Origin of the sequence: Nocardioides renjunii (assembly GCF_034661175.1) — a bacterium.
GTDB lineage: Bacteria > Actinomycetota > Actinomycetes > Propionibacteriales > Nocardioidaceae > Nocardioides > Nocardioides renjunii.
In genome coordinates this window covers 890,098-912,656 of record NZ_CP141058.1, presented here as the reverse complement: position 1 = coordinate 912,656, position 22,559 = coordinate 890,098, and the positions used below count along the sequence as shown (strand labels likewise).

The window sequence follows — 22,559 nt, the reverse complement described above, 5'->3', positions numbered from 1 at the left end:
GCGACGAGGTCGACCGTGGAGGTGTCGTGGGGACACGTGGGGCGAGCACGCTGGGTCCCCTGCTGCGTGCGCTCCGCGAGGACGCGGGGCTCTCGCAGGAGGAGCTCGCCGAGCGCGCGGGCCTCAGCCCGCACGCCATCAGCGCCCTCGAGCGAGGCACCCGCACGCGCCCGTACCCGCACACGCTCCGCTCGCTGGCCGCGGCGCTCGGGCTCAGCGAGGAGGGCCGGGCCGGCCTCCTCGCCGCGGTCCCGTCGAGGTCGCCGCGAGCGGCGGCCTCCACGCCCGGGCCGGGGCCGCGTGACCTGCCGGTCCCCGCGACCCCGCTCATCGGCCGCGACGACGACGTCCGCCGGGTGACGGACCTCGTGCGGACCAGCCGGCTGGTCACCCTGAGCGGTCCCGGCGGCGTCGGCAAGACGCGGTTGTCCCTGGCGGTCGGGACCGCGGTGCGCGCGCGGTACGTCGACGGCGTACGCCTCGTCGAGCTCGCGCCGCTGCGGGAGCCCGCGCAGCTGCTCCAGGCCGTCGCCGACACCGTCGACGTGGCGCGCGACCCGAGCCGCCCGGTCCTCGACGACGTCGTCGAGCGCCTGCGCGGGCAGCAGCTGCTGCTGGTGCTGGACAACGTCGAGCACCTCCTCGACGCTGCCCCCGACGTGGCCGCGCTGCTCGCGGCGGTGCCGGACCTCACGGTGCTGGCGACCAGCCGCGCACCGCTGCGCGTGCGGGGCGAGACCGAGTACGCCGTGGAGCCGCTGGAGGTCGAGGACCTGCCGGACGGGTCGCCCTCCCCCGCGGCGCGCCTGCTGCTCGACCGGGCACAGCGGGTCAAGCCCGGGTGGGGTGCGGACCCCGGGGACGCGGACGCGGTGACCGCGACCTGCGAGCGGCTCGCCGGCCTGCCACTGGCCCTGGAGCTCGCTGCGGCCCGCGCCCGGCTCCTCGACCCCGCCTCCCTCCTCGACCGCCTCGACTCGGCCCTCGAGGCCGGACCGCGCGACCTGCCGCCGCGGCAGCGCACCATGCGCGCCACCCTCGACTGGAGCCACGGCCTGCTCGACGAGCCCGGGCGACGGTTGCTCCGGCTGATGGGCGTCTTCGTGGGGGGCACCACCCTGGGCGACCTCGAGGCGGTCGCCCAGCGCGCCGGGACCGACCGCTCGGAGGTGGCCACGAGCCTCGAGGAGCTGGTCGAGCACTCGCTGGTCCTGGCCGACGGTCCGGGTCGGCTGCGACTGCTCGAGCCGGTCGCGCAGTACGCCCGCGACCTGCTGCAGGAGTCCGGCGAGTGGGAGCGGGCCACCGCCGCCCACGCCGCCCACTACCTGGCCGTCGCGACCGAGCACAGCGCGAGCTACCGCGACGGTGGCCAGGTGGAAGCCCTCGCCCGCATCGACCTCGAGCACGCCAACATGAACGCGGCCGCCGAGCGGGCTCTCGCCGCCGGCGACGTCGAGACGCCGGCCCGGATGGCGTGGGAGCTGTGGCTCTACTGGTGGCTGCGCGGGCACCACGAGCACGGCCGCCGCTTCGCCGAGGGCGCCCTCGAGCACGCCGACTCGCTCGAGGCGCAGGTCCGTGCTCGGGCGGCCCTCGGCGCCGCCACGATGGCCTTCGCGATGGACGACGTGCCGACCGCTGCCGGGTGGTGGGGCGTCGCGCACCAGCACGCGGGCGGCAGTCCGGACATCCTGTCCAACGCCGTGGCGGGCGAGGGCCTCGTCGCGCTGATGGCGGGCGACCTCCCGCGGGCGCAGCGCCTCTTCGACGAGGCGATCGTCCACGCGGAGGCCGGCGGGCCGCCGGTCGAGTGGACCTGGGCGCTGGGGCACATCTGGCTGGGCACCGTGGCGCTGCTGCGGGAGGACCCCGACGAGGCCGTGCGGCTCATCGGCGAGGGGCTCGCCTCGGCGCGGCGGCGCGAGGACCGGCTGACGTCCTATATCGCGCTCTACAACCTCTTCCAGGTCGAGCTCGCCCGCGGCGACCACGCGGCCGCCCGCCGGCACCTCGAGGAGGGCACGGCGCTGTCACTCGAGACGGGCGACCAGGCCAATCTCGCCTACCTGCTCGACGCCGGCGCGGTCCTGGCCGCGGCCTCGGGCCAGCACGCGCGCGTCCCGCTGCTGCTCGGCGCGGCCCAGGCCATCCGGGAGGCGCAGGGCTCGCACGGCTACGGCTACTACCGCCCCGACCCGGCGACCATCACCGCCGCCGCGGACGACGCGCGCGCCCACCTGGGTCCGGACCGCTACGACGACGCGCTCGACACCGGCCGCGGGCTGGCGCCGGCCGCCGCCGCCGCGATGCTGCGCGACCCCGCCGCCGGAGCCCGGCTGCCCGACCGGGCCGGCTGACCCGCCTGCCTGTCCGCCCGCCTGCCCGCTGCCTGACCCGGCCGGCACCCGTACACCTCTCGTACAGCTGCCGCTGTCCGTGGTCCCGACCGTCCCGCGCGGCGCAGGGTGCTGCCACGGCACACCACCGTGCCGCCTCACCCAGGAGCCGCCATGAGCACCACCCTCGACCCGTCCGCCCGGTCCGGATCGCGCCACGATCCCGGCACCGGCTCACCCACCCGGCCGCGCGGCCCGGGGTGGGTGCTCGCCGGGGTCGGCGCCGGAGCCGCGGGCATCGTCTCGATGGTCGCCAGCAGCCTCGTCGACGCCGTCTACGACCCCGCGACCAGCGGTGACGCCGACGCGATCGCCGAGGCCATGTCGAACCAGGTGGCGCAGGTCCTGGTCTTCCACACCGCGACGATGCTGTCCTGCGCGCTGCTCGTGGTCTTCACCGCGGGGCTCCACCGCCAGCTCCGCCACCGCACCGGCCCCGACAGCCTGGTGCCGGGCGTGGCCGCCATCGGCCTGGTCCTCGTCGCGGTCGCACAGCTGATGGGCGCGGGCCTGACGACGGAGTTCGCCTTCGCGTTCGCCGCTCCGGACGACGCGTTCGTGCCCGAGACCGTCGCCTTCTTCGGGCACTGGGTCGGCACCGTGCCGTGGCTGTGGGGAGCCGCCGGCCTCACCGGGCTCGCCGTGGCGGCCGCGACGTTCCGGCAGGGCGCGTACCCGCGCTGGATCGGGTGGGTCAGCATCGTGCTCGGCGGGCTCACCGCCGTCTTCCTGGTGAGCCCCGCCCAGTACATGGCGGGCATGACGGGGCCGGTCTGGCTGCTCGTGGTCTCGCTCGGCCTGCTCCGCACCGCCCGCGAGGCCTGACGTGCCCGCGGAGGAGCAGGTGGGGACCGGCGCGGACGCGGACACGTGGGCCGACTTCGCGGCGTACGTCGCCGAGCGCAGGCCGGTGCTCCTCCGCTGGGCCCGGGCCGTGGCCGGGGACCCGCACAGCGCCGAGGACCTGCTGCAGGAGTCGCTGCTCAGGGTCCTGCCGCACTGGGCGGGGCTCCGCGACCGCGCAGCGGCCGACGCCTACGTCCGCCGCACCATCACCCGCCAGCACGTCTCGGCGCTGCGCCGGCCGTGGCGCCGCGAGGTCACGACCGCCTCGGTACCCGAGACCTGGCGGCCCGACGAGCGCCGCACACCGGAGGTCTGGGGTCTCGTCCTCGCCCTCCCCGGCCGGCAGCGCTCCGCGGTGGCGCTGCGCTTCTACGAGGAGCTCAGCATCGCCGAGACCGCCGCCGTCCTCGGCTGCTCCACCGGCACCGTGAAGTCCAACACCAGCCGCGGCCTAGCCGCGCTCCGCCGCGTCGCCGACCAGGCGCTCGCCGGCTGACCACCCTGAGAGGATCGACCATGACCAGCCCCGACCCCGCACCCTGGCTGCCCGACGACTTCGTGCACCCGACCCGGGTGGAGGTGCCCTTCGGGCACCACCTGCGCCCGATCCGGGCGGAGGACACCGACCTCGACATGGTGGCGGTGATGGGCTCGCGCGAGCGGCTGTGGAGCATCTACGGCGCGGCGTGGGGGTGGCCGCCGGCCGACATGTCGCACGAGGCCGACCGGACCGACCTGGCCCGCCACGCCGCGGAGATGGAGACTCACGAGTCCTTCAACTACGCCCTGCTCGACACCGACGAGACGGCGCTGCTCGGCTGCGTCTACATCGACCCGCCCGAGAAGCCGGGAGCCGACGCGGAGATCTCCTGGTGGGTCGTGGACGAGTGCGTCGGCACCGAGCTCGAGCACGCCCTCGACGAGCTCGTCCCACGCTGGATCGCCGAGGACTGGCCCCTCGAGCGCCCCCGCTACGTCGGCCGCGACCTGTCGTGGGCGGAGTGGATGGCGCTGCCCGACCTGCCCCGCTGACAGGTCTCGGCGCCTTCCCAGCGGTCTCTCAGCATGGCCACAGGGACGCGGGGCACAGTGGACGCATGAGCTCGACACCACCCCCCTACGCCTCCGACGACCCGTACCAGCCCCGCGGGACGGAGCAGCCCGCGCCCGGGTCCGCCTACCGACCCGAGCAGCCCCCGCGCCGCCGGCGTACGGGCCTGGCTGCCGCGGTCCTCGCGACCTCGCTCCTCGTCGGCGGTGGCGCCGGCATCGGCGGTGCCGCGCTGTGGGACGCGACCCAGGACGAGACGTCCACCCCGGCCCGGGACGACCAGGTGTCCACCTCGCCCGTCGCGGACCAGTCGCAGGCCCCCGCCGCGGACGGCTCGGTCGAGTCGGTCGCGCAGAAGGTGCTGCCGAGCGTGGTGAAGATCGACGTCGCCACCGCCGAGGGCGGCGCGTCCGGCTCCGGCATCGTCCTCACCGCCGACGGCACGATCCTCACCAACAACCACGTGGTCGAGGGTGCCGAGGAGGGCGGCTCGCTGCGGGTCTCCTTCGACGACGGCACGAGCGCGGACGCCGAGATCCTCGGCACCGACCCGCTCACCGACACCGCCGTCATCAAGGCCTCGGGCGTCACCGACCTGACCCCCGCGACCATCGGCAGGTCGGCCGACCTCGGGGTCGGCGAGGGCGTCGTCGCGATCGGCTCGCCCTTCGGCCTCGACGCCACCGTGACGAGCGGCATCGTCAGCGCGCTCGACCGTCCGGTCAACGTCGGCTCCGACGACCAGGGCAACTCCACGACCTACCCCGCCGTCCAGACCGACGCGGCGATCAACCCGGGCAACTCCGGCGGCCCGCTCGTCGACATGACCGGCGCGGTCGTGGGCATCAACTCCTCGATCCGCACCGCCGCGTCGGGCTCGCCCTACGGCGAGGCCCAGTCCGGCTCGATCGGCCTCGGCTTCGCCATCCCCATCGACGAGGTCATGCCGATCGTCGACCAGATGGCCGCCGGCGAGACCCCGACCCACGCCCGCCTCGGCATCCAGGTCGGCGACGCGGAGACCGGCGACGAGGCCGGCGCGGTCATCCGCGAGGTCAGCGCCGGCTCGACGGCCGAGGAGGCCGGGATCGAGGCCGGCGACGTGATCACCTCGATCGACGGCCAGCGCATCACCGGCGCCGACTCCCTCGTCGCGACCATCCGGTCCTACCGCCCCGGTGACGAGGTGGAGGTCACCTGGACCCGTGACGGCGAGTCGCAGGACGCCACCGTGACCCTCGACAGCGACGCGACGGGTGGCTGAGCGCCCAAACCTTCGACACCACCGTCGCCTCGTCAGGCCGGCCGCGCCATGATGGTGCGGCCGGCCTTCGGCGTTCCTCCGCCGTCGTCGTCCCCGTCGTCGTCCCCGTCGTCGTCCCCGTCCCGAGGAGTCACATGCAGCTCGAGCTGAGCCCCACCGACGCGGAGTTCCGCGACCGGATGCGGGAGTTCTTCACCACGAAGGTCCCGCAGGAGATCCGCGACACCGTCCTGGAGGGGCGCCACCTCACGCGGGACCAGATCGTGGAGACCCAGCAGGTGCTCAACGCGGAGGGGCTCGCGGTGCCGCACTGGCCGGTGGAGTGGGGCGGGCAGGACTGGACGGACCTCCAGCGCCACCTGTGGCACGAGGAGATGCAGCGCGCGGGCGTGCCGATCCCGTTGGCCTTCAACGCATCGATGATCGGCCCGGTCATCGCACACTTCGGCACCGAGGAGCAGAAGCAGCGCTTCCTGCCCCCCACCGCCAACCTCGACATCTGGTGGTCGCAGGGCTTCTCGGAGCCCGACGCGGGCTCCGACCTGGCCAGCCTGCGCACGACCGCCGTGCGCGACGGCGACGACTGGGTCGTCAACGGCCAGAAGACCTGGACCACGCTCGGCCAGTTCGGCGACTGGATCTTCACCCTCGTGCGCACCGACCCCGAGGTGAAGAAGCAGGCCGGCATCTCCATGCTGCTCATCGACATGACCACCCCCGGCGTCGAGGTCCGGCCCATCGAGCTCATCGACGGCGGCCACGAGGTCAACGAGGTGTGGTTCACCGACGTCCGCGTCCCGGGCGACCTCCTCGTGGGCGACCTCAACGGCGGCTGGACGATCGCGAAGTTCCTCCTCGGCAACGAGCGCGTCGGCGTCGCGCCGGTCGGCGCGACGAAGCGGGCGCTGGCGACGCTCAAGGCCACCGCCGCCGACCAGCTGCGCGACCCGCTGGTGCGGGCCCGCGTCGCCGACCTCGAGAACGAGCTGCTCGCCCTCGAGCTCACCGCCCTGCGGGTCGTCGCCCACTCGGCGGGCGGCGAGCCGCACCCCGCCTCTTCCGTCCTCAAGCTGCGCGGCACCGAGCTGCAGCAGGCCGTCAGCGAGCTCGCCCTCGACCTCGCCGGCCCGGCCTCGCTCGCCGCTCGAGCCGGCGAGGACTCGCCGCAGGAGGGCTGGGCCCGACGCACGGCACCGACCTACCTCAACCTCCGCAAGGCGTCGATCTACGGCGGGTCCAACGAGATCCAGCGCCAGATCATCAGCCGCACGATCCTGGGACTGTGAGGGGAACCGACATGGACTTCACCTACGACGACGAGCAGCTCGCCCTCCGCGACGCCGTCCGCGGCCTGCTCGCGACGGCGTACGCCGACCACGAGGCGCGGCGTCGCGCCGTGGCCGAGGACCCCGGGTTCGACCGCGCGCTCTGGGGCCGGCTCGCCGAGATGGGCGTCCTCGGGCTGCCCTTCAGCGAGGACGACGGCGGTGTCGGCGCAGGCCCGGTCGAGATCGGGGTCGTGTGCCGGGAGCTCGGGCGGGTGCTGGCACCCGAGCCCTACCTCTCCGGCGTGGTGCACGCCGGAGGGCTCGTCGCGGCCGTCGGCTCCCCCGAGCAGAAGGCCGACCTGCTGGGCCGGCTGAGCGCCGGCGAGCTCGTCCTCGCCGCCGCCGACGCCTCGCCCGGCGCGCGCTGGACCTCGCGGGCGGACGGCGTACGAGCCACCGTCTCCGGCGACGTCTGGACCCTCGATGGCGTGGCCGACCCAGTGATGGGCGGCGAGGGGGCCGACGTCCTCGTGGTGACCGCAGCGCTGCCCGACGACGGCGGCACGGGCGTGTTCATCGTCGACGCCGGAGCGGTCACGCGGACCGGCTACGCAGCCGCCGACCTCACCCGGGCGGCGAGCATCACCTTCGACGGCAGCGCCGCGACCCCGCTCGGCGAGCCGGGCCGCGACCTCTCCCCCAGCGTCGCCACGATCAGCGACCTCACCCGGATCATGGGGGCCAACCAGGCGCTCGGCGTGATGCAGAGCCAGGTGCGCGCGACGACCGACTACCTGAGGTCGCGCAGGCAGTTCGGGGTCACCCTCAACACGTTCCAGGCGCTCACCTTCCGCGCCGCCGACATGTACGTCTCGCTCGAGCTGGCGCACAGCATGGTCGACTGGGCGACGATGACCATCGCCGGCGGCGACCCGGACGCGGTGGCGGTCGCCGCCGACCGCGTCGGCCTCCACGTCTCGCGCGCGGCCCGCCACATCGGCCAGGAGGCGATCCAGCTCCACGGCGGGATCGGTATGACGGCGGAGTACGCCGTCGGGGTCGGCACCGCGCACCTGACCGTCCTCGAGCAGTGGCTGGGCAACCACACCCACCACCTGTCCCGGCTCGCCGGGCGGGTCGACGACCACGAGCTGGTCGAAGCCGTCTGATGGACCTCTCCCTCACCGAGGACCAGCGGGCGTTCCGCGACCTGGCCCGCGACTTCCTCGAGCGGGAGGCGGTCCCGCACCGCATGCAGTGGGACCGCGACGAGTCCGTCGACCTGGCCATCGTCGCGAAGATGGCCGAGCTCGGCTTCTTCGGCCTGACCATCCCCGAGGAGCACGGCGGCGTGGGCGGCGACTACGTCACCTACGCGCTGGCCATGGAGGAGCTGGGCCGCGCCGACTCCGCCCTGCGCGGCATCGTGTCGGTGAGCAGCGGGCTGGTCGGCAAGTCGATCCTCGCCCACGGCACCGAGGAGCAGAAGCGGGAGTGGCTGCCGCAGCTCGCCGCCGCGACCCGGCTCGGCTGCTTCGGCCTCACCGAGCCCGGCACCGGCTCGGACGCCGGCAACCTCACCTCGCGCGCGACCCGCGACGGGTCCGACTGGGTCATCCACGGGCAGAAGCTGTTCATCACCAACGGCACCTGGGCCGACCTGGCGCTCGTCTTCGCGCGCACCAGCGACGACGGTCCGCGCGGCGTGACCGCCTTCCTCGTGCCGACCGACACCCCGGGCTTCACCACCCGCGAGATCACCGGCAAGCTCGGCCTGCGCGGCCAGGCGACCGCCGAGCTGTTCCTCGACGACGTACGCGTCCCCGCCTCGTCCGTCCTGGGCGAGGTCGGGCAGGGCTTCAGGATCGCGATGGGCACCCTCGACAAGGGGCGGCTCGCCGTGGCGTCCGGCTGCGTGGGCATCGTGCAGGGCTGCCTCGAGGCCTCGGTCGCGTACGCGACGGAGCGCACGCAGTTCGGCAAGCCGATCGCGTCATTCCAGCTCGTGCAGGACCTCATCGCCGACATGTCGGTCGACGCCGACGCCGCGCGGCTGCTCGCCTGGCGCTGCGCCGACCTCATCGACCGGGGCGAGCCCCACGGCACGGCCGCGTCCAAGGCCAAGCTCTTCGCCTCGGAGGCCGCCGTCCGCGCGGCGAACAACGCCATCCAGGTGCACGGCGGCGCCGGGTACGTCGACGACTTCCCGGTCGCGAAGTACCTCCGTGACGCCCGGGTGATGACCCTCTACGAGGGCACGTCGCAGATCCAGAAGCTCCTCATCGGGCGGGCCGAGACCGGGATCAGCGCCTTCACGTGACGGCCGGCTGAGGGACGGCTGACCGACGGCTGGGTGAAGGCTGGGTGACGGCGCGCCCGACCCGCCCTAGAGTCGGCGCATGCGCATCGTGGGTGGGGCGGCCGCGGTCATCGGCCTCGGCTCCGCCGCCCTCGTCCTCGCCCTGACCGGCCGGTCCGGACCGGCCACCACCGACCCCGGCGCGGTCGCGGTCCCCGCGGAGCTCGCGGGCTACTCGCACCTCACGGGTCGGGTGTCGGACTCCGCGCCCGGAGCGGCCGTGGCGCTCTACCAGCACGGCTTCGGCGTCGAGCTCCTCGACTCCCCGCAGGCCGTGGTGCTGGGAGCGGGCGGCGACACCTACCGTCGCGTCGACGTCGCCGAACGCCGTGCGGGCGCCGAGACGCAGGGCGACCCGGCACCGATGCTCCTGTCCCCCGACGGCACCAAGGTCGCCGTGGGTGACCACGACACCGACCGTCCCGACGTGGTCGTCGTCGACCTGGTCACCGGCGAGACCACCGAGCACGCGCTGCCGGCCGGCCGCAGCGTCGTACCGGTCGCGTGGTCGAGCGACGGCCGCACGGTGGCGCACCTGCTGTCCCCGGAGCCGACGAGCCCCTACTCCGGCGGATGGATCACCGGCGACGTCGGGCTGCTCGACCTCACGGACGACAGCACCACGGTGCTGGAGGAGCGGACGGCCGTCGCAGCCGCCTTCTCCCCCGACGGCTCGGAGCTGGCGGTCGAGCGGACCGGGACCGCGGCTCGCATCTCCGTCGTCGACCTCGGCACCGAGGCGCGACGCGACGTCGAGGCGGACGGCGTGCTGGCCGGGCCTGCCGCCTGGTCGCCCGACGGACGGCTGCTCGCCACCACGACCACGCGACCCGACCCCGGGGCACCGGGCGAGTCCCCCGGCCGGCCCACGGGGCTGACGTTCGTGGACGTCGCGGACGCGGGCGCCGAGGTCCCCGCACCGCTGCCGCTGTCCCTCGCCGGCCCGGGACGCGTCCTCGGTTGGAGCGGGCCCGAGGAGGTGGTGGTGCTCCTCGACACGGAGAACGACGACCCCTGCTGCGGCTCGGACACGCTGACGCTGTCGGGCGTCCCGCTCGACGGGTCCGCACCCGCTCCGCTGATGCGCCTCACCGACCTCGGGAGCTTCGGCGTCGGCCGGTTCCAGCTGGCGTCGGCCACCGTGGACGACCTGCGCGTGGTGCGCCCGACGGAGGTCGACCGCGGTCCGTGGCCCCTCGCGTTGCGCGGCTGCCTGGTGCTCCTGGTCGGCCTGGTCGCCTGGCTCGTGGCCCGGTCCGCCCTGCGCCGGCGGTCCCGACGAGGGTCGACCCGGCACCCGTCCCCGTCGCCGCGTCCGGCGACGGACGTCCGGCAGCTCACGGACCAGCGTCGATGACCCGGCGTGCCTCGTCGAGGTCGAGGTCGTAGGGCCCGATCCGGGTGAGCACCCACGACGCGCCCCGGTCGAGCCAGGGCGCGACGTCCTGCTCCGGCCGCAGGTCGACCACCACCTCGAAGCCGGGCGGCGGGTCGTGCTCGGCGAGACCGGAGGTGACCGCGTCGAGGTCGTCCGGACCGTCGAGGCCGATGACGAAGAAGCCGTCGTGCCGCGCGGCCCGCCGCACCGGCGCGCGGTTGCCGAACCGCCCGGCGAGCCAGATCGGCACGGACGGTGCCGGACGGAACCGCACGTCCCGGGCGACGTAGTGCTCGCCGTCGTGGTCGACCCGCTCGCCCGCGAGCAGCCCCGTCAGGACCTCGAGCCCCTCGTCGAGCATCCGCCCCCGCCGCTTGGGATCCGGCTCGTCGCCGAAGGCGCTGAACTCCCCGACCCAGTCGTCGCCGAGCCCGAGGCCCAGCACGAACCGGCCACCCGAGAGCACCGCCAGGCTGGCCGCCTGCCGGGCGAGGACCTGCGGCCGACGCCTGGCGAGCGGGGTCACCATCGGCCCGAGGACCAGCCGCTCGGTCCGCAGGGCGATGGCGGCGCAGCAGGTCCACGGATCCGCGACGGCGGCGACCCGCTCGCCGTACTGCAGGTGGTCCCAGACGAAGAAGCCGTCCCAGCCGGCCTCCTCCGCGGCGGCAGCCAGGTCGCCGACCACCCGCGGGTCGGCGAGCACGTCGAACGGGGCGACGAAGAGTCCGCGGCGCGTGGTCATGGACCGATCATGCCTGCACCCTCGCCGGCCCGGTCAGACGGACGCGAGGAACGCGAGCACGCGCTGCACCAGCAGCGCCGACGCCTCGGAGTCGTACGCGTCGAGCGAGGAGTCGGCGAACAGGTGCTGGTCGCCGGGGTAGACGAACAGCTCCGCGGCGGGGGTGGAGGCGACGAGCTCGCGCGCCGCCGGCAGGTCCTCGTCGAAGAACTCGTCGTCCTCCTTGCCGTGGACCTGCACCGGCACGCCCTCCGGCCACGCATCGCCGAACTCGGAGACCGGGAGGCACGAGTAGACGAGCAGGGCGCCACGCGCACCGGGACGGGTCTGCGCGAGCCGCTGGGCGATGGTCACCCCGAAGGAGAACCCGGCGTGGACCAGGTCGGGACCGAGGTCGTCCGCAGCGGCTGCACCGCGCTCGCGGATGGCGTCGAGACCGGCGGAGCGGGCGTACGCGAAGCCGTCCTCGATGCTGTCGAACGTCCGGCCGTCGAACAGGTCCGGGGTGTGCACGGTGTGACCGGCGGCCCGCAGCTCGTCGGCGAACGCCCTGACCCCGTCGGTCAGGCCCTGGATGTGGTGGTGCAGCAGTACCTCGACCATGCGCTGTCTCCTCGGTGAATGATCCATGATTCCGGAACGTTCGACGATGCTAGTCTGATCTGCCATGGTCGACAACCCGCCGCCCGGCCACGAGCTCGCCGACCGGATGGCGCTGACCACGCCGGCTCAGGTGAGGGCCATCGGGCACCCGCTCCGCACCACGATCCTGCAGCTGCTCCACGAGCGGGCGGCGACCGTCACCGAGCTGGCCTCGGCGCTCGAGCGGCCGAAGAGCACCGTCGCCCACCACGTCGAGGTGCTCACCCGCGAGGGACTGCTCCGGGTGGTGCGGACCCGCCGGGTGCGGGCGATCGAGGAGCGCTTCTACGGACGCACCGCGCGGATGTTCTACGTGTCGGCCGAGCCCTCGGCCGCGGGCGAGCAGGCGCCGACGGACTTCAACGACTTCGAGGTGGCCGCACGCGAGTCCGCGACGGCGTTCGAGCAGGGCAGGCTGTGGGGCTTCATCCGTCACGCCCGCATCTCCGAGGACCAGGCCTCCGCCTTCTGGGAGAGGATGGCCGAGCTGGTCGCCGAGTTCGACCGGGCACCGAGGTCCGGCGACACCGTCTACGGGTTCGCGGTCGGCATCTATCCCACGGACCACCCGGCGCTGCCGTTCGAGGACTGAGCGCCCCTAGCTCGAGAACACCGTCAGGACCGACCCGTCGGGGTCTCGCATCCACGCCACCGCCAGGCCGTCCTGGCCGACCGAGACGAGGTCGTCGTCGAGGTCGAACGGCAGGTCGTCGGGACCGAGGAACGACACGCCGCGCTCACGCAGGGTGCGGACGGTCGCGTGGACGTCGTCGACGCGGATGGTGGCCACCGGCCAGCTCGCCGATCCGGCGTCCGCGACGTCGGGCAGCAGGTTCAGCACCGTGCCGTGGTCGCCCGCGAGCACCCAGCCCCCTCCCGGCGCGGGGCTGCCCTCCAGCCCCAGCTGGTCCTCGTAGAAGGACCGGGCGCGGTCGAGGTCGGTCACGGCGATGACCGGGGCGATGTGGAAGGGCGCGGGACGCGAGGCCATCCCGGCACCGTACGCCCTGATGCCGCCCGGATGCTGTCGACCGAGCGTGCGTCCGGCGTAGCCTCCTCGCACGAGGCAGCGCTCCGTCCCGCCCGGCGGGACACCGACTGACCGGGGAGGCTCCATGAAGCTGTTGCTCACGTCCGGCGGGGTGACCAACCCCAGCATCCACGCGGCGCTGGCCGGGCTGCTGGGCGGGCCGACGACCGAGGCCACCGCGCTCTGCGTCCCGACGGCGCAGTGGGGACATCCGATGTGCGGGCCGGTCTCGGTCCGGAACTCCGTGACGGGCGAGCCGCCGCACGGTGGCCTGGCGGCGCTCGGGTGGAAGTCGCTGGGGCTGCTCGAGCTGTCGGCGCTGCCCACGGTCGGCGCTGATCGATGGGTGCCGTGGGTGCGGGAGGCCGACGTGCTGCTGGTCGACGGCGGCGACGCCACCTACCTGTGCCACTGGATGCGCGAGTCCGGCCTGGCCGACCTCCTCCCGGACCTCACCGACACGGTCTGGGTGGGCATCAGCGCCGGCAGCATGGTGCTGACCCCTCGCATCGGCACCGACTTCGTCGAGTGGGCGTCGGCGCCGGACGACCGCACCCTCGGGGTCATCGACTTCTCGATCTTCCCGCACCTCGACGTCTTCCCGGAGAACACGATCGCCGACGCCGAGCGCTGGGCCGAGGGGATCGACGGCCCGGCCTACGTCATCGACGACCAGACGGCGATCAGCGTCGACGGCGAGGCCGTGGAGGTCGTCTCCGAGGGCAGCTGGCGCCTCCTGGCGCCGTAGGACCTCCCGGGGACTGCCTCACTCCCCCGCGGACGCTCCGGCGTCGTGTGGGCCGACCGGTGCCGGCAGCGCCGCCAGTGCCGTCTCGGCGATGCCGAGCAGGTCCTCGGTGGTGCCGCCGTCGCGGGCGCAGCCGGACATGCCGCGGAGGACGGCCACGACGAACGACGCGAGGTGCCCGGCGTCGGTCCCGGGGGGAAGGTCCCCGTCCCGCACTCCCTGCTCCAGGCGGTCCTCGAGTCGCTGGCGGAGGACCTCGCGCTGCGCGTCGAGTCGCGGCTCGGTCAGCATGAGGCACCCGGGAGGAGTCGCGGCACCGGTGTGGGCATGGGCGGTGTCCCTGAGGACCTGGGCGACCGCGTCGCGTGCGGTCGGCAGCGCGAGGGCGCGCTCGACCGCCTCGCGGGTGCGCTCGAAGTAGACCGTCGACGCCTCGTCGAACAGGCGGACCTTGTCGCCGAAGGCGGCGTAGAGGCTCGGAGGCGTCACGCCCATCGCCGCGGTCAGCGTCGCCACGGACGTCCGGTCGAAGCCCGCTCGCCAGAACTCCCGGACGGCGACCGCCAACGCTGCCTCCCGATCGAAGCTCCGTGGACGGCCGGCCATGGGCACCATCATAACGTATCGATCACTACGAAATGTGCTACGGTCACGGTCGACAATCAATAGTGATCACTACGGAATGGATCTCCATGGACATCAACGGCGCAGTCGTGCTCGTCACCGGCACGAACCGCGGCATCGGCGCGGAGTTCGTCGAGCAGCTCAAGGCACGCGGAGCGGCCAAGATCTACGCGGCCAGCCGCGATGCAGGCGCCATCGACGCCGAAGGCGTGCACGCGCTCCAGCTCGACGTCACCGACCCGGCCCAGGTCGACGCGGCGGCGTCGGTCGCGACCGACGTCGACGTGCTCGTCAACAACGCGGGCGTCTCGACCGGCACCCCGCTCGTGACCGGGGACGAGTCGACGATCCGGCGCGAGATGGACACCAACTTCTACGGTCCGCTGCTGATGACGCGCGCGTTCGCCCCGATCCTCGCGTCGAACGGAGGAGGGGCGATCGTCAACGTGGTGTCGGCGCTGTCGTGGTTCACCCTGCCCGGCGCGGGTGCGTACGCCGCCTCGAAGGCTGCGGCGTGGGCCCTGACCGACAGCACCCGGCTCGAGCTCGCCGGGCAGGGGACGCACGTCGTCGGCGTCCACATGGGGCTCGTGGACACCGACATGGCCAAGGGCGTCGACGCCCCGAAGATCTCGCCCGCGGACCTGGCGAACGCCGGCCTCGATGCCGTCGAGTCGGGCGTGCAGGAGGTGCTGGCCGACGACTGGGCGCGGTTCGTGAAGTCCGGACTGGCCCTGGACCCGCAGGCGCGCTACGAGCGGATCCTTGCTGCCCTGGGGTCGTGAGCGACGTCTCCTGACAGGGCTGGGCGGGCTAGTCCCCGGCAACCTCCGCCACCAGTGCGGCCACCTCGCGCGCACAGCCCCACCCGATCGTGATCCCCGAGCCGCCGTGGCCGTAGTTGTGCACGACCGGCACCTCCATCGAGTCCTCGACCAGCTCGACCCGGACCTCCGGTCGCCCAGGTCGCAGGCCCACGACTGTGTCGATGACCTCTGCGCCCGCCAGTCCGGGGGCGATGTCGGTGCACCGTCGGAGGATCGCCGCGGTCTCGGCAGGGTCCGGCTCGGTGCTCCAGCTGCCGACGTCCAGCGTCCCACCGAGGATGCAGTCCGCGGACCGGGGGTGCACGTACGCCCGACCACCGGGGTGCTGCTCGTCGCGGACGGAGAGCGTCAGGCCAGGATTGGTGACCCGGACGATCTGCCCGCGGACGGGGTAGACGGTGTCGTCGTGCACGAGCGCGCCGGCACCCATGCCGGCCGCGTTCACGATGACGTCCGGGGCGAGGTCCAGCACGTCGTCCAGTCGTGCCACCCGCCGCATGACCCGGCTGGCTCCTGCTGCCAGCACCTGCTCGTGCAGGTGCGGCAGGTAGTCCGGCATCTCCACCAGGGGAACGGCGAACCGCAGCCCCCGCGCATAGCCGGGAGGCAGCTCGTCCGGGTCCGCCTCGCGCACCTCGCCGACCGCTGCCGCCCACGCAGGCTCGGGACGCGCGGGGTCGCGCGCATCGCGGTAGAGGACGAGCGACTCGCGCATCACCACGCCGGGGACGAGGGCCCTGGCCTCCTCCGACAGGATGTCGTACGTCGTCGCGCTCCAGCGCGCGACGGCGTCCGCCGGTCCCGCCGCGGTGGGGAACCACACCGCCGCTGCGAGGTAGGAGGTCGTGCGGTCGAGCGGGTCGCCGCTCACGATGGCGACGTCGTGGCCGTCTTGGAGCAGCAAGCGGGCACAGCTCAGACCGCTGACCCCGGCTCCGACCACCACCACGCGCACCTCTGGATGATGGCACGCAACCTCTCCAGGTCCGCCCGTTGATCCGGGTGAGCTGCACCCGCCTCTCGGGCGTGAGCGTGTGCCGGTAGCCCGGGTCGTGGATCAGGTGGTGGTGGTAGGAGCAGAGCAGCATGCCCCGCTCGAGAATGCTGCGACATCCCCTGTCCCGGATCGCCAGGGCGACCCGCTGGGACGGGGTGACGACGCGGCGCTTGCGGCCGACGTCGAGGACCTCGCTCCGGTCGCGGACGCCGTGGAGCGCGCCCGGCTCGACACAGCCGGCTCGCGACAAGGTCCCTCAGGTCTGGGCCGTCAGTGCCAGCCAGAGCAGCATCTTGTCGCGCGGGTCGGTGAGGTCGCGACCGGTGAGCCGCTCGATCTGCTTGATGCGGTACATGACGGTGTTGCGGTGGCAGTAGAGCTCCTCCGCGGCGTGCGTCGGCGAGCCGTCGTGGGCGAGCAGCGAGCGCAGGGTCTTGAGCAGGGTGTCGGCCTGCGGGTGGTCCAGCAGCGCACCGAACGCCTCGTGGATGAGCAGCGGCGTCACGTGCGAGTCGCCGGCCAGCAGCACCTCGGGCAGCCGGTCGGTGACCCCGACGACACCGCCGCCGACCGGGACCGTCCGTGCCGAGCGCATCGCCAGCTGGAACGCCGTGCCGAAGCCGTGGACGCCGTTGCTCGACGCGACGGCGATCCGCCCCTCGGCCGCCGGCTCGATGAGGGCGACGAGGCCGGGCTCGTCCGGCAGGCGACCGGAGAGGAGGCCGTAGGCCACGCCGGAGCGCACGTGCCAGTGCGAGCTGATGCCCTGGCGCTGCAGCTGGTCCTCGAGCCGGCCGACGGGGTCGCAGTCCCCCGGCTCGGCGATGACCACCACGCAGGCGACGGCGTCGCCGGGGCCGAGGCCGAGAGCCGCGCGTGCCGCCTCGGCGAAGGTGGGGTCGCCGCCCCGCCCGTCGGCGAGCCCGTCCATGACCGTCTGCTGGCGCTGCTGGTCCCGGCGGTGCACCCGGTCGCGCTCGCGGTGGTAGGCCTCGATCAGCACGGCGCTCTGCACGTCGAGGTTCGACCACACCGCACGCGCCGCCACGAGGAGGTCGGTGTCCGGGACGTCGTCGGCACCGGCGCGACCGGCCGCCTCGGTGAGCGCCTCCCACAGCACCCGCGCCCCCATCGTGTAGGCGTTGAGGACGAGCTCGAGGGGCACGCCCTGGCGCGCGCGCCGCCGTCCGGTCTCGCGCCACAGCTCGACGGCCGACGCCTTGGCGGAGTCGATCCCGGACAGCACCTGCAGTCCGCGGCGGATGTGCTCGCGGCAGGAGTGCCGGATGTCGTCGGGCAGGTGCTCGCTCATCTCGGCGTAGGCGTCGAGGTCACGGGCCAGCAAGCGGGCCGAGATCATGTCGGCCACCTCGTCGGAGCGGTGCAGGATCGAGCGCCACGCCCGCTCGACGCGCTCGGCGGCCACCGTCGGCTCGTCGATCGCCCGGGTGTCCACGAGCCCACCGTGGCACCCGGTGCACACACATAGCCACCACCGGGCCCGAAATCGCCTCCGGTTCTGTGCTGCCCGCCCAATGTGCTGGCAGCCCGATCCGGTGACAGTGGTCCACGTCAGGTCCCGGACCGGGGAGGGTCGGCTGCACGTGGACGAGCTCGAGATGGACGCCATCACCGTGACCTTCGGCGGGCTCACCGCGCTCGACGACGTCGGCCTGCAGGTCGGTCCGCGGCAGGTGCACGGGGTGATCGGGCCCAACGGCGCCGGCAAGACGACGCTGTTCAACGTGGCGTGCGGCTTCGTCCAGCCCGACAGCGGCGAGGTCCGCCGCCGTGGCGAGCGCATCGACCCTCTGCGTCCCCGCGACCTGCCCGCGCTCGGCATGGCCCGGACGCTGCAGGGGCTCGGGCTGTTCGACCGGATGTCGGTGCTGGACAACGTGATGGTGGGGGCCGACCACCACGCCCGTTCCGGCTTCCTCGGCTCGCTACTGGCCCTGCCACGGGCCGGCCGGGACGAGCAGGCACTGCGCGACCGGGCCCGGGCGGTGCTCGACGACCTCGGCGTCGCGGCGTACGCCGACCGCTACCCGCCGAGCCTGCCCTACCCCGTCCGCAAGCGGGTCGCCCTGGCCCGCGCGCTGGTCTCCGCGCCCGACGTCCTGCTCCTCGACGAGCCGGCGAGCGGGCTGTCGGCCGACGAGATGGACGAGCTCGGCGAGCTGGTGACGGCGCTCGCGGCGACGACCTCGGTGCTCCTCGTCGAGCACCACATGGACCTCGTCATGCAGGTCTGCACGCAGATCACCGTGCTCGACTTCGGCCGCGTCATCGCGCAGGGAGTGCCCGAGCAGGTGCGCGAGGACCCGGCCGTGCTGGCGGCCTACCTCGGGGAGGAGGTCGGCTGATGCTCGCCATCACCGGCCTCTGTGCGGGCTACGGCCCCATCACCGCCCTCGACGACGTCACCCTCACCGCCCGCGAGGGCGAGATCACCGCCGTGCTCGGCGCCAACGGCGCCGGCAAGACCACGCTCCTGCGCACCGTCTCGGGGCTGCACCGCGCCCGCTCCGGGACGGTCGAGCTGGCCGGGCGCTCCCTCCACCGCGTGCCGGCCGAGCGGATGCCCGGGCTCGGGATGGCGCACGTGCCCGAGGGCCGCGGGGTCATCACGGAGCTGACCGTCGAGGAGAACCTGCGCCTGGGCGGCCTCGGGCGCGGCGGCAAGGTCGGCGGCGACGACCTCGACCGGGTCTACGACCTCTTCCCGGTGCTGGGCGACCGCCGGTCGGCGCTGGCCACGACGCTGTCCGGCGGCGAGCGGCAGATGCTCGTGGTCGGGCGCGCGCTCATGGCGCGGCCCAGGATGCTGCTCCTCGACGAGCCCTCCTTGGGACTCGCGCCGCGGATCGTCGCGCAGATCTTCGGGCTGGTCCGCGACCTCGTCCGCGCCGACGGCCTCACCGTCCTGCTCGTGGAGCAGAACGCCCGCAGCGCCCTGTCCGTGGCCGATCGGGGCGTCGTGCTGAGCCTCGGTCGCGTGGTCGCCGACGCGCCGGCCGACGAGCTCGCCGGCGACGAGAAGCTCCGCCACGCCTACCTCGGATTCTGAGTCGGGAGACCCTGTGCAGCAGCTGCTCAACACCGCCCTCACCGGCCTGACGCTCGGCATGGTCTACGCGGCCTTCGCCCTGGCGCTGGTGCTGATCTGGCGCTCCACCCGCATCGTCAACTTCGCGCAGGCGCCGATGGCGATGGCCACCACCTTCGTGGCGCTCGTGGTCATCGACGCCGGGTACGGCTACTGGCTGGGGTTCGCGGCCGCGCTGCTGTCCGGGCTCGTGCTGGGCGCCGTCCTCGAGCGCCTGGTCATCCGCCCGGCGGAGGGCGGCCCCGAGATCAACGCGGTGATCCTCACGCTGGGCCTGTTCATCGTGCTGCACGGCGTCGCGGCCGTCGTCTTCGGCAACCGCTACCGGTCGTTCCCCGCGCCGTTCGGGCTGCGCGGGTTCGAGGTCGGCGCCACGACCATCGCGCTCAACGGCTTCGGCGTCTTCACCATCGTCTCGGTGCTGGTCGTGATGGGCGCGCTCGTCGCACTCTTCCGGTTCACCGACGTGGGCCTGCGGATGCGGGCGGCCGCCCTCGACCAGGAGGTCGCGCGACTGCTCGGCGTACGCGTGGGGCACATGCTCACGCTCGGCTGGGCGCTGGCGGCGCTGGTCGGCTCGCTCGCCGGCCTGCTCATCGCGGGCGGGAGCCTGGTCCACCCCTCCTACATGGACTCCGTCGTGGTCTTCGGCTTCGTCGCCGCCGTCCTGGGCGGGCTGGACAGCCCCCTCGGATCGGTGATCGGCGGGCTGGTGCTGGGCGTCTCGCTGAGCTTCGTCAGCGGTTACGTCGGCTCCCAGCTCGTGCCGCTGGCGGCGCTGGCCATCCTGATGCTCGTCCTGACGCTGCGCCCCGGCGGCCTGTTCGCCCACGCGCCGGAGCGGCGGGTCTGATGCGCGCCCGGCTCGGAGGGCTCTGGCGCTCCACCCTCGGCAGGCACCTGGTGGTGGCGCTGGCCGCGCTCGTGGTGCTGGTCGTCGTGCTCGAGAGCGTCTCGGACTACCGCAACACGCAGCTCGCCGCCATGGCCTACCTCGGCATCGCGGCCGGCGGCCTGACCGTCCTCACCGGCACCAACGGCCAGCTGTCGCTGGGCCACGGCGCGCTGATGGCGGTCGGCGCCTACACCGCGGCCCTGCTCCTGCCCGACAGGGACACGTCGGTGCCGCTGAGCGTGGTCATCGTCGCCGCCGTCCTGACCACGCTGCTCGTCGGCACCGTGGTCGGGCTGGCCGCCGCACGCCTGCACGGGCCCTACCTCGCCGGCGCGACCCTGGCGCTGGCCGTCGCCGTCCCGGGCATCGCGCTCTACTTCAAGGAGACCCTCGGCGGCGAGCAGGGGTTGCCGGTGGTGATGCCCGAGATCCCCGTCTGGGTGCTCGACCTGGCCTTCTTCGTCACCGGTCAGGACCTCACCCGCTCGCGCTTCACGGCGTACGTCGCATGGCTGACGCTCGTCGTCGTCTACCTGCTGCTCGCCAACCTGGGCGCCGGGCGCACCGGACGCCGGTGGCGCGCCGTGCGCGACGACGAGGTCGCCGCCGAGCTCGCCGGCATCGACCTGGGCCGGGCCCGGGTCTCCGCGTTCGTGGTCAGCGCCGCCGCGGCGGGAGCCGCGGGCGCGATCCTGGCGTTCACCGTCAAGCTCGCCGCGCCGAGCGCGTTCACGCTCACCCTGAGCCTCACGCTGCTCGCCGCGATCGTGCTCGGCGGCCTCGGCAGCCTGACCGGAGCGCTGATCGGGGCGGCGCTCCTGACCTTCCTCCCCGGCGTGGTCACCGACCTCGGCCGCTCGGCCGGGCTCGGGGACATCCGCGCGGCCGAGCTCGCGCCACTGGTCTACGGGCTGGTGATGGTCGCGGTCGTCCTCCTCGCCCCCGCCGGCATCGTCGGCTCCCTCCGGGGAGCGCTCGCGCATCGACGCAGCACCCACCGCAGCACCTCATCGAAGGGAACAGCAGCATGAGCAGACACAACCGGGTCGCAGGACCCCTGGCGGTCGCCCTGGCGGCCTCGCTCGTACTCGGGGCGTGCGGCGCCGGCGGGCGCGACGACTCCGAGGACGGGGACGGCAGCACCGGCGCCCCCGATCCGGGCGTCACCGACGACTCGGTCACCATCGGCGGGACCTTCCCGCTGACCGGCGTGGCAGCCCCGGGCTACTCGGAGATCCCCACCGGCGCCCAGGCGTACTTCGACTACGTCAACGAGGCCGGCGGCGTGCACGGCCGCACGATCGACTACATCGTCAAGGACGACGCCTACAACCCCACCAACACCAGCACGGTGACCAACGAGCTGGTGCTGCAGGACGAGGTCTTCGCCACCGTCGGCTCGCTCGGGACGCCGACCCAGGCCTCCGTCGCCGACTACCTCAACGACGAGGGCGTGCCGCAGCTGATGGTCTCCTCGGGCTCGCTCCAGTGGGGCGACGACGTCGAGGCACGGCCGCTGACGTTCGGGTGGCAGCCCGACTACGAGTCGGAGGGCAAGATCATCGGCCAGTGGGTCGCGGAGAACATGCCCGACGCGAGGGTCGGCCTCTTCCTCCAGGACGACGACCTCGGCGAGGACGCCGAGAAGGGCGTGCGCCAGTTCGTCGACGACCAGATCGTCGCCGTGGAGCGCTACACCTCCGGCAACACCGACGTCGCCCCCCAGGTCACCGGCCTGCAGGCCGAGAAGGTCGACCTCGTGCTCGCCTTCAACACGCCCTCCTACACCGCGCTGAGCCAGCTCGTGGCGCTCAAGACCGGCTTCACGCCGACGTGGTTCTACGCCAACATCGGCTCCGACCCGGCCCTGGTCGGCTCGCTGCTCGAGCGGTTCTCCGAGGGCGCGGTCGCCGGCGACTCGGCGGCGCTCGACGGGGTGATGACGAGTGAGTACATCCCCGGCATCGACAGCGCCGACGACCCGTGGGTCCAGCTCTGGCAGGAGGTGTGGGACGCCCACGGCGGCGAGGGCGAGCTCACCAACTACCGCATCTACGGCATGTCCCAGGCGTACGCCTTCGTGCAGGCGCTCGAGGCGGCCGGCGAGGACCTGACCCGCGAGGGACTCGTGGCGGCGATCGAGGAGGGTGGCGCCGACTGGGAGGGACCGCAGCTCGCGCCCTTCCGCTACAGCGCCGACAGCCACATGGGCATCGCCGGGATGCGCCTGGTGGAGCTGCAGGGCGGTGTGGGCGAGCCGCTCACGGACGTGCTGGTGACCGACATCGGTGACGCGGAGATCACCACCGACGACTCGGGGCAGGCCGACGACGCACCGCCGGAGGGCGGGGTGCCGACCAGCTGAGCACGGCCGGCT

At 73.8% G+C, this 22,559-nt stretch carries 23 protein-coding genes; 17 read left to right on the top strand and 6 right to left on the bottom strand.

All coding sequences use genetic code 11. From position 1 onward, the window contains the following. The first annotated feature begins 26 nt into the window (after nucleotides 1-26). From SHK17_RS04315 to SHK17_RS04275, 9 genes are all read left to right on the top strand, one after another. Nucleotides 27-2,360 carry an ATP-binding protein gene (locus SHK17_RS04315; protein WP_322921178.1) on the top strand — a complete coding sequence of 778 codons (2,334 nt, stop codon included), beginning with the start codon at nucleotides 27-29 and terminating at the stop codon, nucleotides 2,358-2,360. Nucleotides 2,361-2,513: 153 nt separating this feature from the next. Continuing rightward, nucleotides 2,514-3,224: a hypothetical protein gene (locus SHK17_RS04310; RefSeq protein ID WP_322921176.1), complete on the top strand. Its 711-nt coding sequence runs from the start codon at nucleotides 2,514-2,516 to the stop codon at nucleotides 3,222-3,224. 1 nt (nucleotide 3,225) lies between these two features. Then, entirely contained in the window at nucleotides 3,226-3,741 is a 516-nt protein-coding gene (locus tag SHK17_RS04305; protein ID WP_322921175.1) for a SigE family RNA polymerase sigma factor, read from the top strand. A gap of 20 nt (nucleotides 3,742-3,761) precedes the next feature. Then, nucleotides 3,762-4,277 (top strand): GNAT family N-acetyltransferase, encoded by a 516-nt coding sequence (locus SHK17_RS04300; protein WP_322921174.1) that lies wholly within the window; start codon nucleotides 3,762-3,764, stop codon nucleotides 4,275-4,277. Between the two features lie 65 nt (nucleotides 4,278-4,342). Then, nucleotides 4,343-5,560, top strand: coding sequence for a S1C family serine protease (locus SHK17_RS04295; RefSeq protein ID WP_172269993.1), 1,218 nt, complete (start codon nucleotides 4,343-4,345; stop codon nucleotides 5,558-5,560). Nucleotides 5,561-5,694: 134 nt separating this feature from the next. Further along, nucleotides 5,695-6,846: an acyl-CoA dehydrogenase family protein gene (locus tag SHK17_RS04290; protein WP_172269991.1), complete on the top strand. Its 1,152-nt coding sequence runs from the start codon at nucleotides 5,695-5,697 to the stop codon at nucleotides 6,844-6,846. Nucleotides 6,847-6,857: 11 nt separating this feature from the next. Further along, nucleotides 6,858-7,997 (top strand): acyl-CoA dehydrogenase family protein, encoded by a 1,140-nt coding sequence (locus SHK17_RS04285; protein WP_322921173.1) that lies wholly within the window; start codon nucleotides 6,858-6,860, stop codon nucleotides 7,995-7,997. Continuing rightward, nucleotides 7,997-9,148, top strand: a complete 1,152-nt coding sequence (locus SHK17_RS04280) for an acyl-CoA dehydrogenase family protein (protein WP_322921172.1) — start codon at nucleotides 7,997-7,999, stop codon at nucleotides 9,146-9,148. The genes SHK17_RS04285 and SHK17_RS04280 overlap by 1 nt, the downstream gene beginning before the upstream one ends. Nucleotides 9,149-9,227: 79 nt before the next feature. Further along, nucleotides 9,228-10,544 carry a hypothetical protein gene (locus tag SHK17_RS04275; protein ID WP_322921171.1) on the top strand — a complete coding sequence of 439 codons (1,317 nt, stop codon included), beginning with the start codon at nucleotides 9,228-9,230 and terminating at the stop codon, nucleotides 10,542-10,544. Here the strand turns inward: SHK17_RS04275 and SHK17_RS04270 are convergent. After that, a complete protein-coding gene (locus SHK17_RS04270; protein ID WP_322921170.1) occupies nucleotides 10,525-11,310 on the bottom strand; it encodes an LLM class flavin-dependent oxidoreductase in 786 nt (261 codons plus the stop codon). The genes SHK17_RS04275 and SHK17_RS04270 overlap by 20 nt on opposite strands. A 33-nt stretch (nucleotides 11,311-11,343) precedes the next feature. Next, complete coding sequence (locus SHK17_RS04265) at nucleotides 11,344-11,940, bottom strand: dienelactone hydrolase family protein (protein ID WP_322921169.1); 597 nt, start codon at nucleotides 11,938-11,940, stop codon at nucleotides 11,344-11,346. A 37-nt stretch (nucleotides 11,941-11,977) separates the two neighbouring features. Here SHK17_RS04265 and SHK17_RS04260 point away from each other — a divergent pair, with 37 nt between their 5' ends. Further along, nucleotides 11,978-12,544, top strand: a complete 567-nt coding sequence (locus SHK17_RS04260) for an ArsR/SmtB family transcription factor (RefSeq protein ID WP_322921168.1) — start codon at nucleotides 11,978-11,980, stop codon at nucleotides 12,542-12,544. A 6-nt stretch (nucleotides 12,545-12,550) separates the two neighbouring features. On the opposite strand, the gene SHK17_RS04255 is transcribed toward SHK17_RS04260, so the two are convergent. Then, nucleotides 12,551-12,943 (bottom strand): VOC family protein, encoded by a 393-nt coding sequence (locus tag SHK17_RS04255; protein WP_172269977.1) that lies wholly within the window; start codon nucleotides 12,941-12,943, stop codon nucleotides 12,551-12,553. A gap of 124 nt (nucleotides 12,944-13,067) precedes the next feature. On the opposite strand from SHK17_RS04255, the gene SHK17_RS04250 reads away from it, so the two are divergent. Further along, nucleotides 13,068-13,730: a Type 1 glutamine amidotransferase-like domain-containing protein gene (locus SHK17_RS04250; RefSeq protein ID WP_322921167.1), complete on the top strand. Its 663-nt coding sequence runs from the start codon at nucleotides 13,068-13,070 to the stop codon at nucleotides 13,728-13,730. A gap of 18 nt (nucleotides 13,731-13,748) precedes the next feature. On the opposite strand, the gene SHK17_RS04245 is transcribed toward SHK17_RS04250, so the two are convergent. Then, nucleotides 13,749-14,336 carry a TetR/AcrR family transcriptional regulator gene (locus SHK17_RS04245; RefSeq protein ID WP_322921166.1) on the bottom strand — a complete coding sequence of 196 codons (588 nt, stop codon included), beginning with the start codon at nucleotides 14,334-14,336 and terminating at the stop codon, nucleotides 13,749-13,751. Between the two features lie 86 nt (nucleotides 14,337-14,422). On the opposite strand from SHK17_RS04245, the gene SHK17_RS04240 reads away from it, so the two are divergent. Next, nucleotides 14,423-15,139: an SDR family oxidoreductase gene (locus SHK17_RS04240; RefSeq protein WP_322921165.1), complete on the top strand. Its 717-nt coding sequence runs from the start codon at nucleotides 14,423-14,425 to the stop codon at nucleotides 15,137-15,139. Between the two features lie 28 nt (nucleotides 15,140-15,167). Here the strand turns inward: SHK17_RS04240 and SHK17_RS04235 are convergent, their stop codons facing one another. Continuing rightward, complete coding sequence (locus SHK17_RS04235; RefSeq protein ID WP_322922010.1) at nucleotides 15,168-16,124, bottom strand: FAD-dependent oxidoreductase; 957 nt, start codon at nucleotides 16,122-16,124, stop codon at nucleotides 15,168-15,170. Nucleotides 16,125-16,434: 310 nt separating this feature from the next. Further along, nucleotides 16,435-17,634, bottom strand: a complete 1,200-nt coding sequence (locus tag SHK17_RS04230) for a helix-turn-helix domain-containing protein (RefSeq protein ID WP_172269967.1) — start codon at nucleotides 17,632-17,634, stop codon at nucleotides 16,435-16,437. Nucleotides 17,635-17,782: 148 nt separating this feature from the next. Between SHK17_RS04230 and SHK17_RS04225 the strand changes: the two genes are divergently transcribed. From SHK17_RS04225 to SHK17_RS04205, 5 genes are read left to right on the top strand one after another with little or no spacing between them, the layout of a single operon-like run. Further along, nucleotides 17,783-18,544, top strand: coding sequence for an ABC transporter ATP-binding protein (locus tag SHK17_RS04225; protein WP_322921164.1), 762 nt, complete (start codon nucleotides 17,783-17,785; stop codon nucleotides 18,542-18,544). Further along, entirely contained in the window at nucleotides 18,544-19,248 is a 705-nt protein-coding gene (locus tag SHK17_RS04220; RefSeq protein WP_322921163.1) for an ABC transporter ATP-binding protein, read from the top strand. The genes SHK17_RS04225 and SHK17_RS04220 overlap by 1 nt, the downstream gene beginning before the upstream one ends. 13 nt (nucleotides 19,249-19,261) lie before the next feature. Continuing rightward, nucleotides 19,262-20,140, top strand: coding sequence for a branched-chain amino acid ABC transporter permease (locus SHK17_RS04215; protein WP_322921162.1), 879 nt, complete (start codon nucleotides 19,262-19,264; stop codon nucleotides 20,138-20,140). Continuing rightward, entirely contained in the window at nucleotides 20,140-21,213 is a 1,074-nt protein-coding gene (locus tag SHK17_RS04210; RefSeq protein ID WP_322424864.1) for a branched-chain amino acid ABC transporter permease, read from the top strand. The genes SHK17_RS04215 and SHK17_RS04210 overlap by 1 nt, the downstream gene beginning before the upstream one ends. Next, nucleotides 21,210-22,547, top strand: a complete 1,338-nt coding sequence (locus SHK17_RS04205; RefSeq protein ID WP_322921161.1) for an ABC transporter substrate-binding protein — start codon at nucleotides 21,210-21,212, stop codon at nucleotides 22,545-22,547. Before SHK17_RS04210 ends, SHK17_RS04205 begins: the two co-directional genes overlap by 4 nt. The last annotated feature ends 12 nt before the right edge of the window (nucleotides 22,548-22,559 follow it).

What these genes read in the sequence shown, in the direction of transcription:
- SHK17_RS04310 (WP_322921176.1), top strand. Translation starts at nt 2,514, where the DNA reads ATGAGCACCACCCTCGACCCGTCCGCCCGGTCCGGATCGCGCCACGAT.
- SHK17_RS04300 (WP_322921174.1), top strand. Translation starts at nt 3,762, where the DNA reads ATGACCAGCCCCGACCCCGCACCCTGGCTGCCCGACGACTTCGTGCAC.
- SHK17_RS04295 (WP_172269993.1), top strand. Translation starts at nt 4,343, where the DNA reads ATGAGCTCGACACCACCCCCCTACGCCTCCGACGACCCGTACCAGCCC.
- SHK17_RS04290 (WP_172269991.1), top strand. Translation starts at nt 5,695, where the DNA reads ATGCAGCTCGAGCTGAGCCCCACCGACGCGGAGTTCCGCGACCGGATG.
- SHK17_RS04285 (WP_322921173.1), top strand. Translation starts at nt 6,858, where the DNA reads ATGGACTTCACCTACGACGACGAGCAGCTCGCCCTCCGCGACGCCGTC.
- SHK17_RS04280 (WP_322921172.1), top strand. Translation starts at nt 7,997, where the DNA reads ATGGACCTCTCCCTCACCGAGGACCAGCGGGCGTTCCGCGACCTGGCC.
- SHK17_RS04275 (WP_322921171.1), top strand. Translation starts at nt 9,228, where the DNA reads ATGCGCATCGTGGGTGGGGCGGCCGCGGTCATCGGCCTCGGCTCCGCC.
- SHK17_RS04270 (WP_322921170.1), bottom strand. Translation starts at nt 11,310, where the DNA reads ATGACCACGCGCCGCGGACTCTTCGTCGCCCCGTTCGACGTGCTCGCC.
- SHK17_RS04265 (WP_322921169.1), bottom strand. Translation starts at nt 11,940, where the DNA reads ATGGATCATTCACCGAGGAGACAGCGCATGGTCGAGGTACTGCTGCAC.
- SHK17_RS04260 (WP_322921168.1), top strand. Translation starts at nt 11,978, where the DNA reads ATGGTCGACAACCCGCCGCCCGGCCACGAGCTCGCCGACCGGATGGCG.
- SHK17_RS04255 (WP_172269977.1), bottom strand. Translation starts at nt 12,943, where the DNA reads ATGGCCTCGCGTCCCGCGCCCTTCCACATCGCCCCGGTCATCGCCGTG.
- SHK17_RS04250 (WP_322921167.1), top strand. Translation starts at nt 13,068, where the DNA reads ATGAAGCTGTTGCTCACGTCCGGCGGGGTGACCAACCCCAGCATCCAC.
- SHK17_RS04245 (WP_322921166.1), bottom strand. Translation starts at nt 14,336, where the DNA reads ATGGCCGGCCGTCCACGGAGCTTCGATCGGGAGGCAGCGTTGGCGGTC.
- SHK17_RS04240 (WP_322921165.1), top strand. Translation starts at nt 14,423, where the DNA reads ATGGACATCAACGGCGCAGTCGTGCTCGTCACCGGCACGAACCGCGGC.
- SHK17_RS04220 (WP_322921163.1), top strand. Translation starts at nt 18,544, where the DNA reads ATGCTCGCCATCACCGGCCTCTGTGCGGGCTACGGCCCCATCACCGCC.
- SHK17_RS04210 (WP_322424864.1), top strand. Translation starts at nt 20,140, where the DNA reads ATGCGCGCCCGGCTCGGAGGGCTCTGGCGCTCCACCCTCGGCAGGCAC.
- SHK17_RS04205 (WP_322921161.1), top strand. Translation starts at nt 21,210, where the DNA reads ATGAGCAGACACAACCGGGTCGCAGGACCCCTGGCGGTCGCCCTGGCG.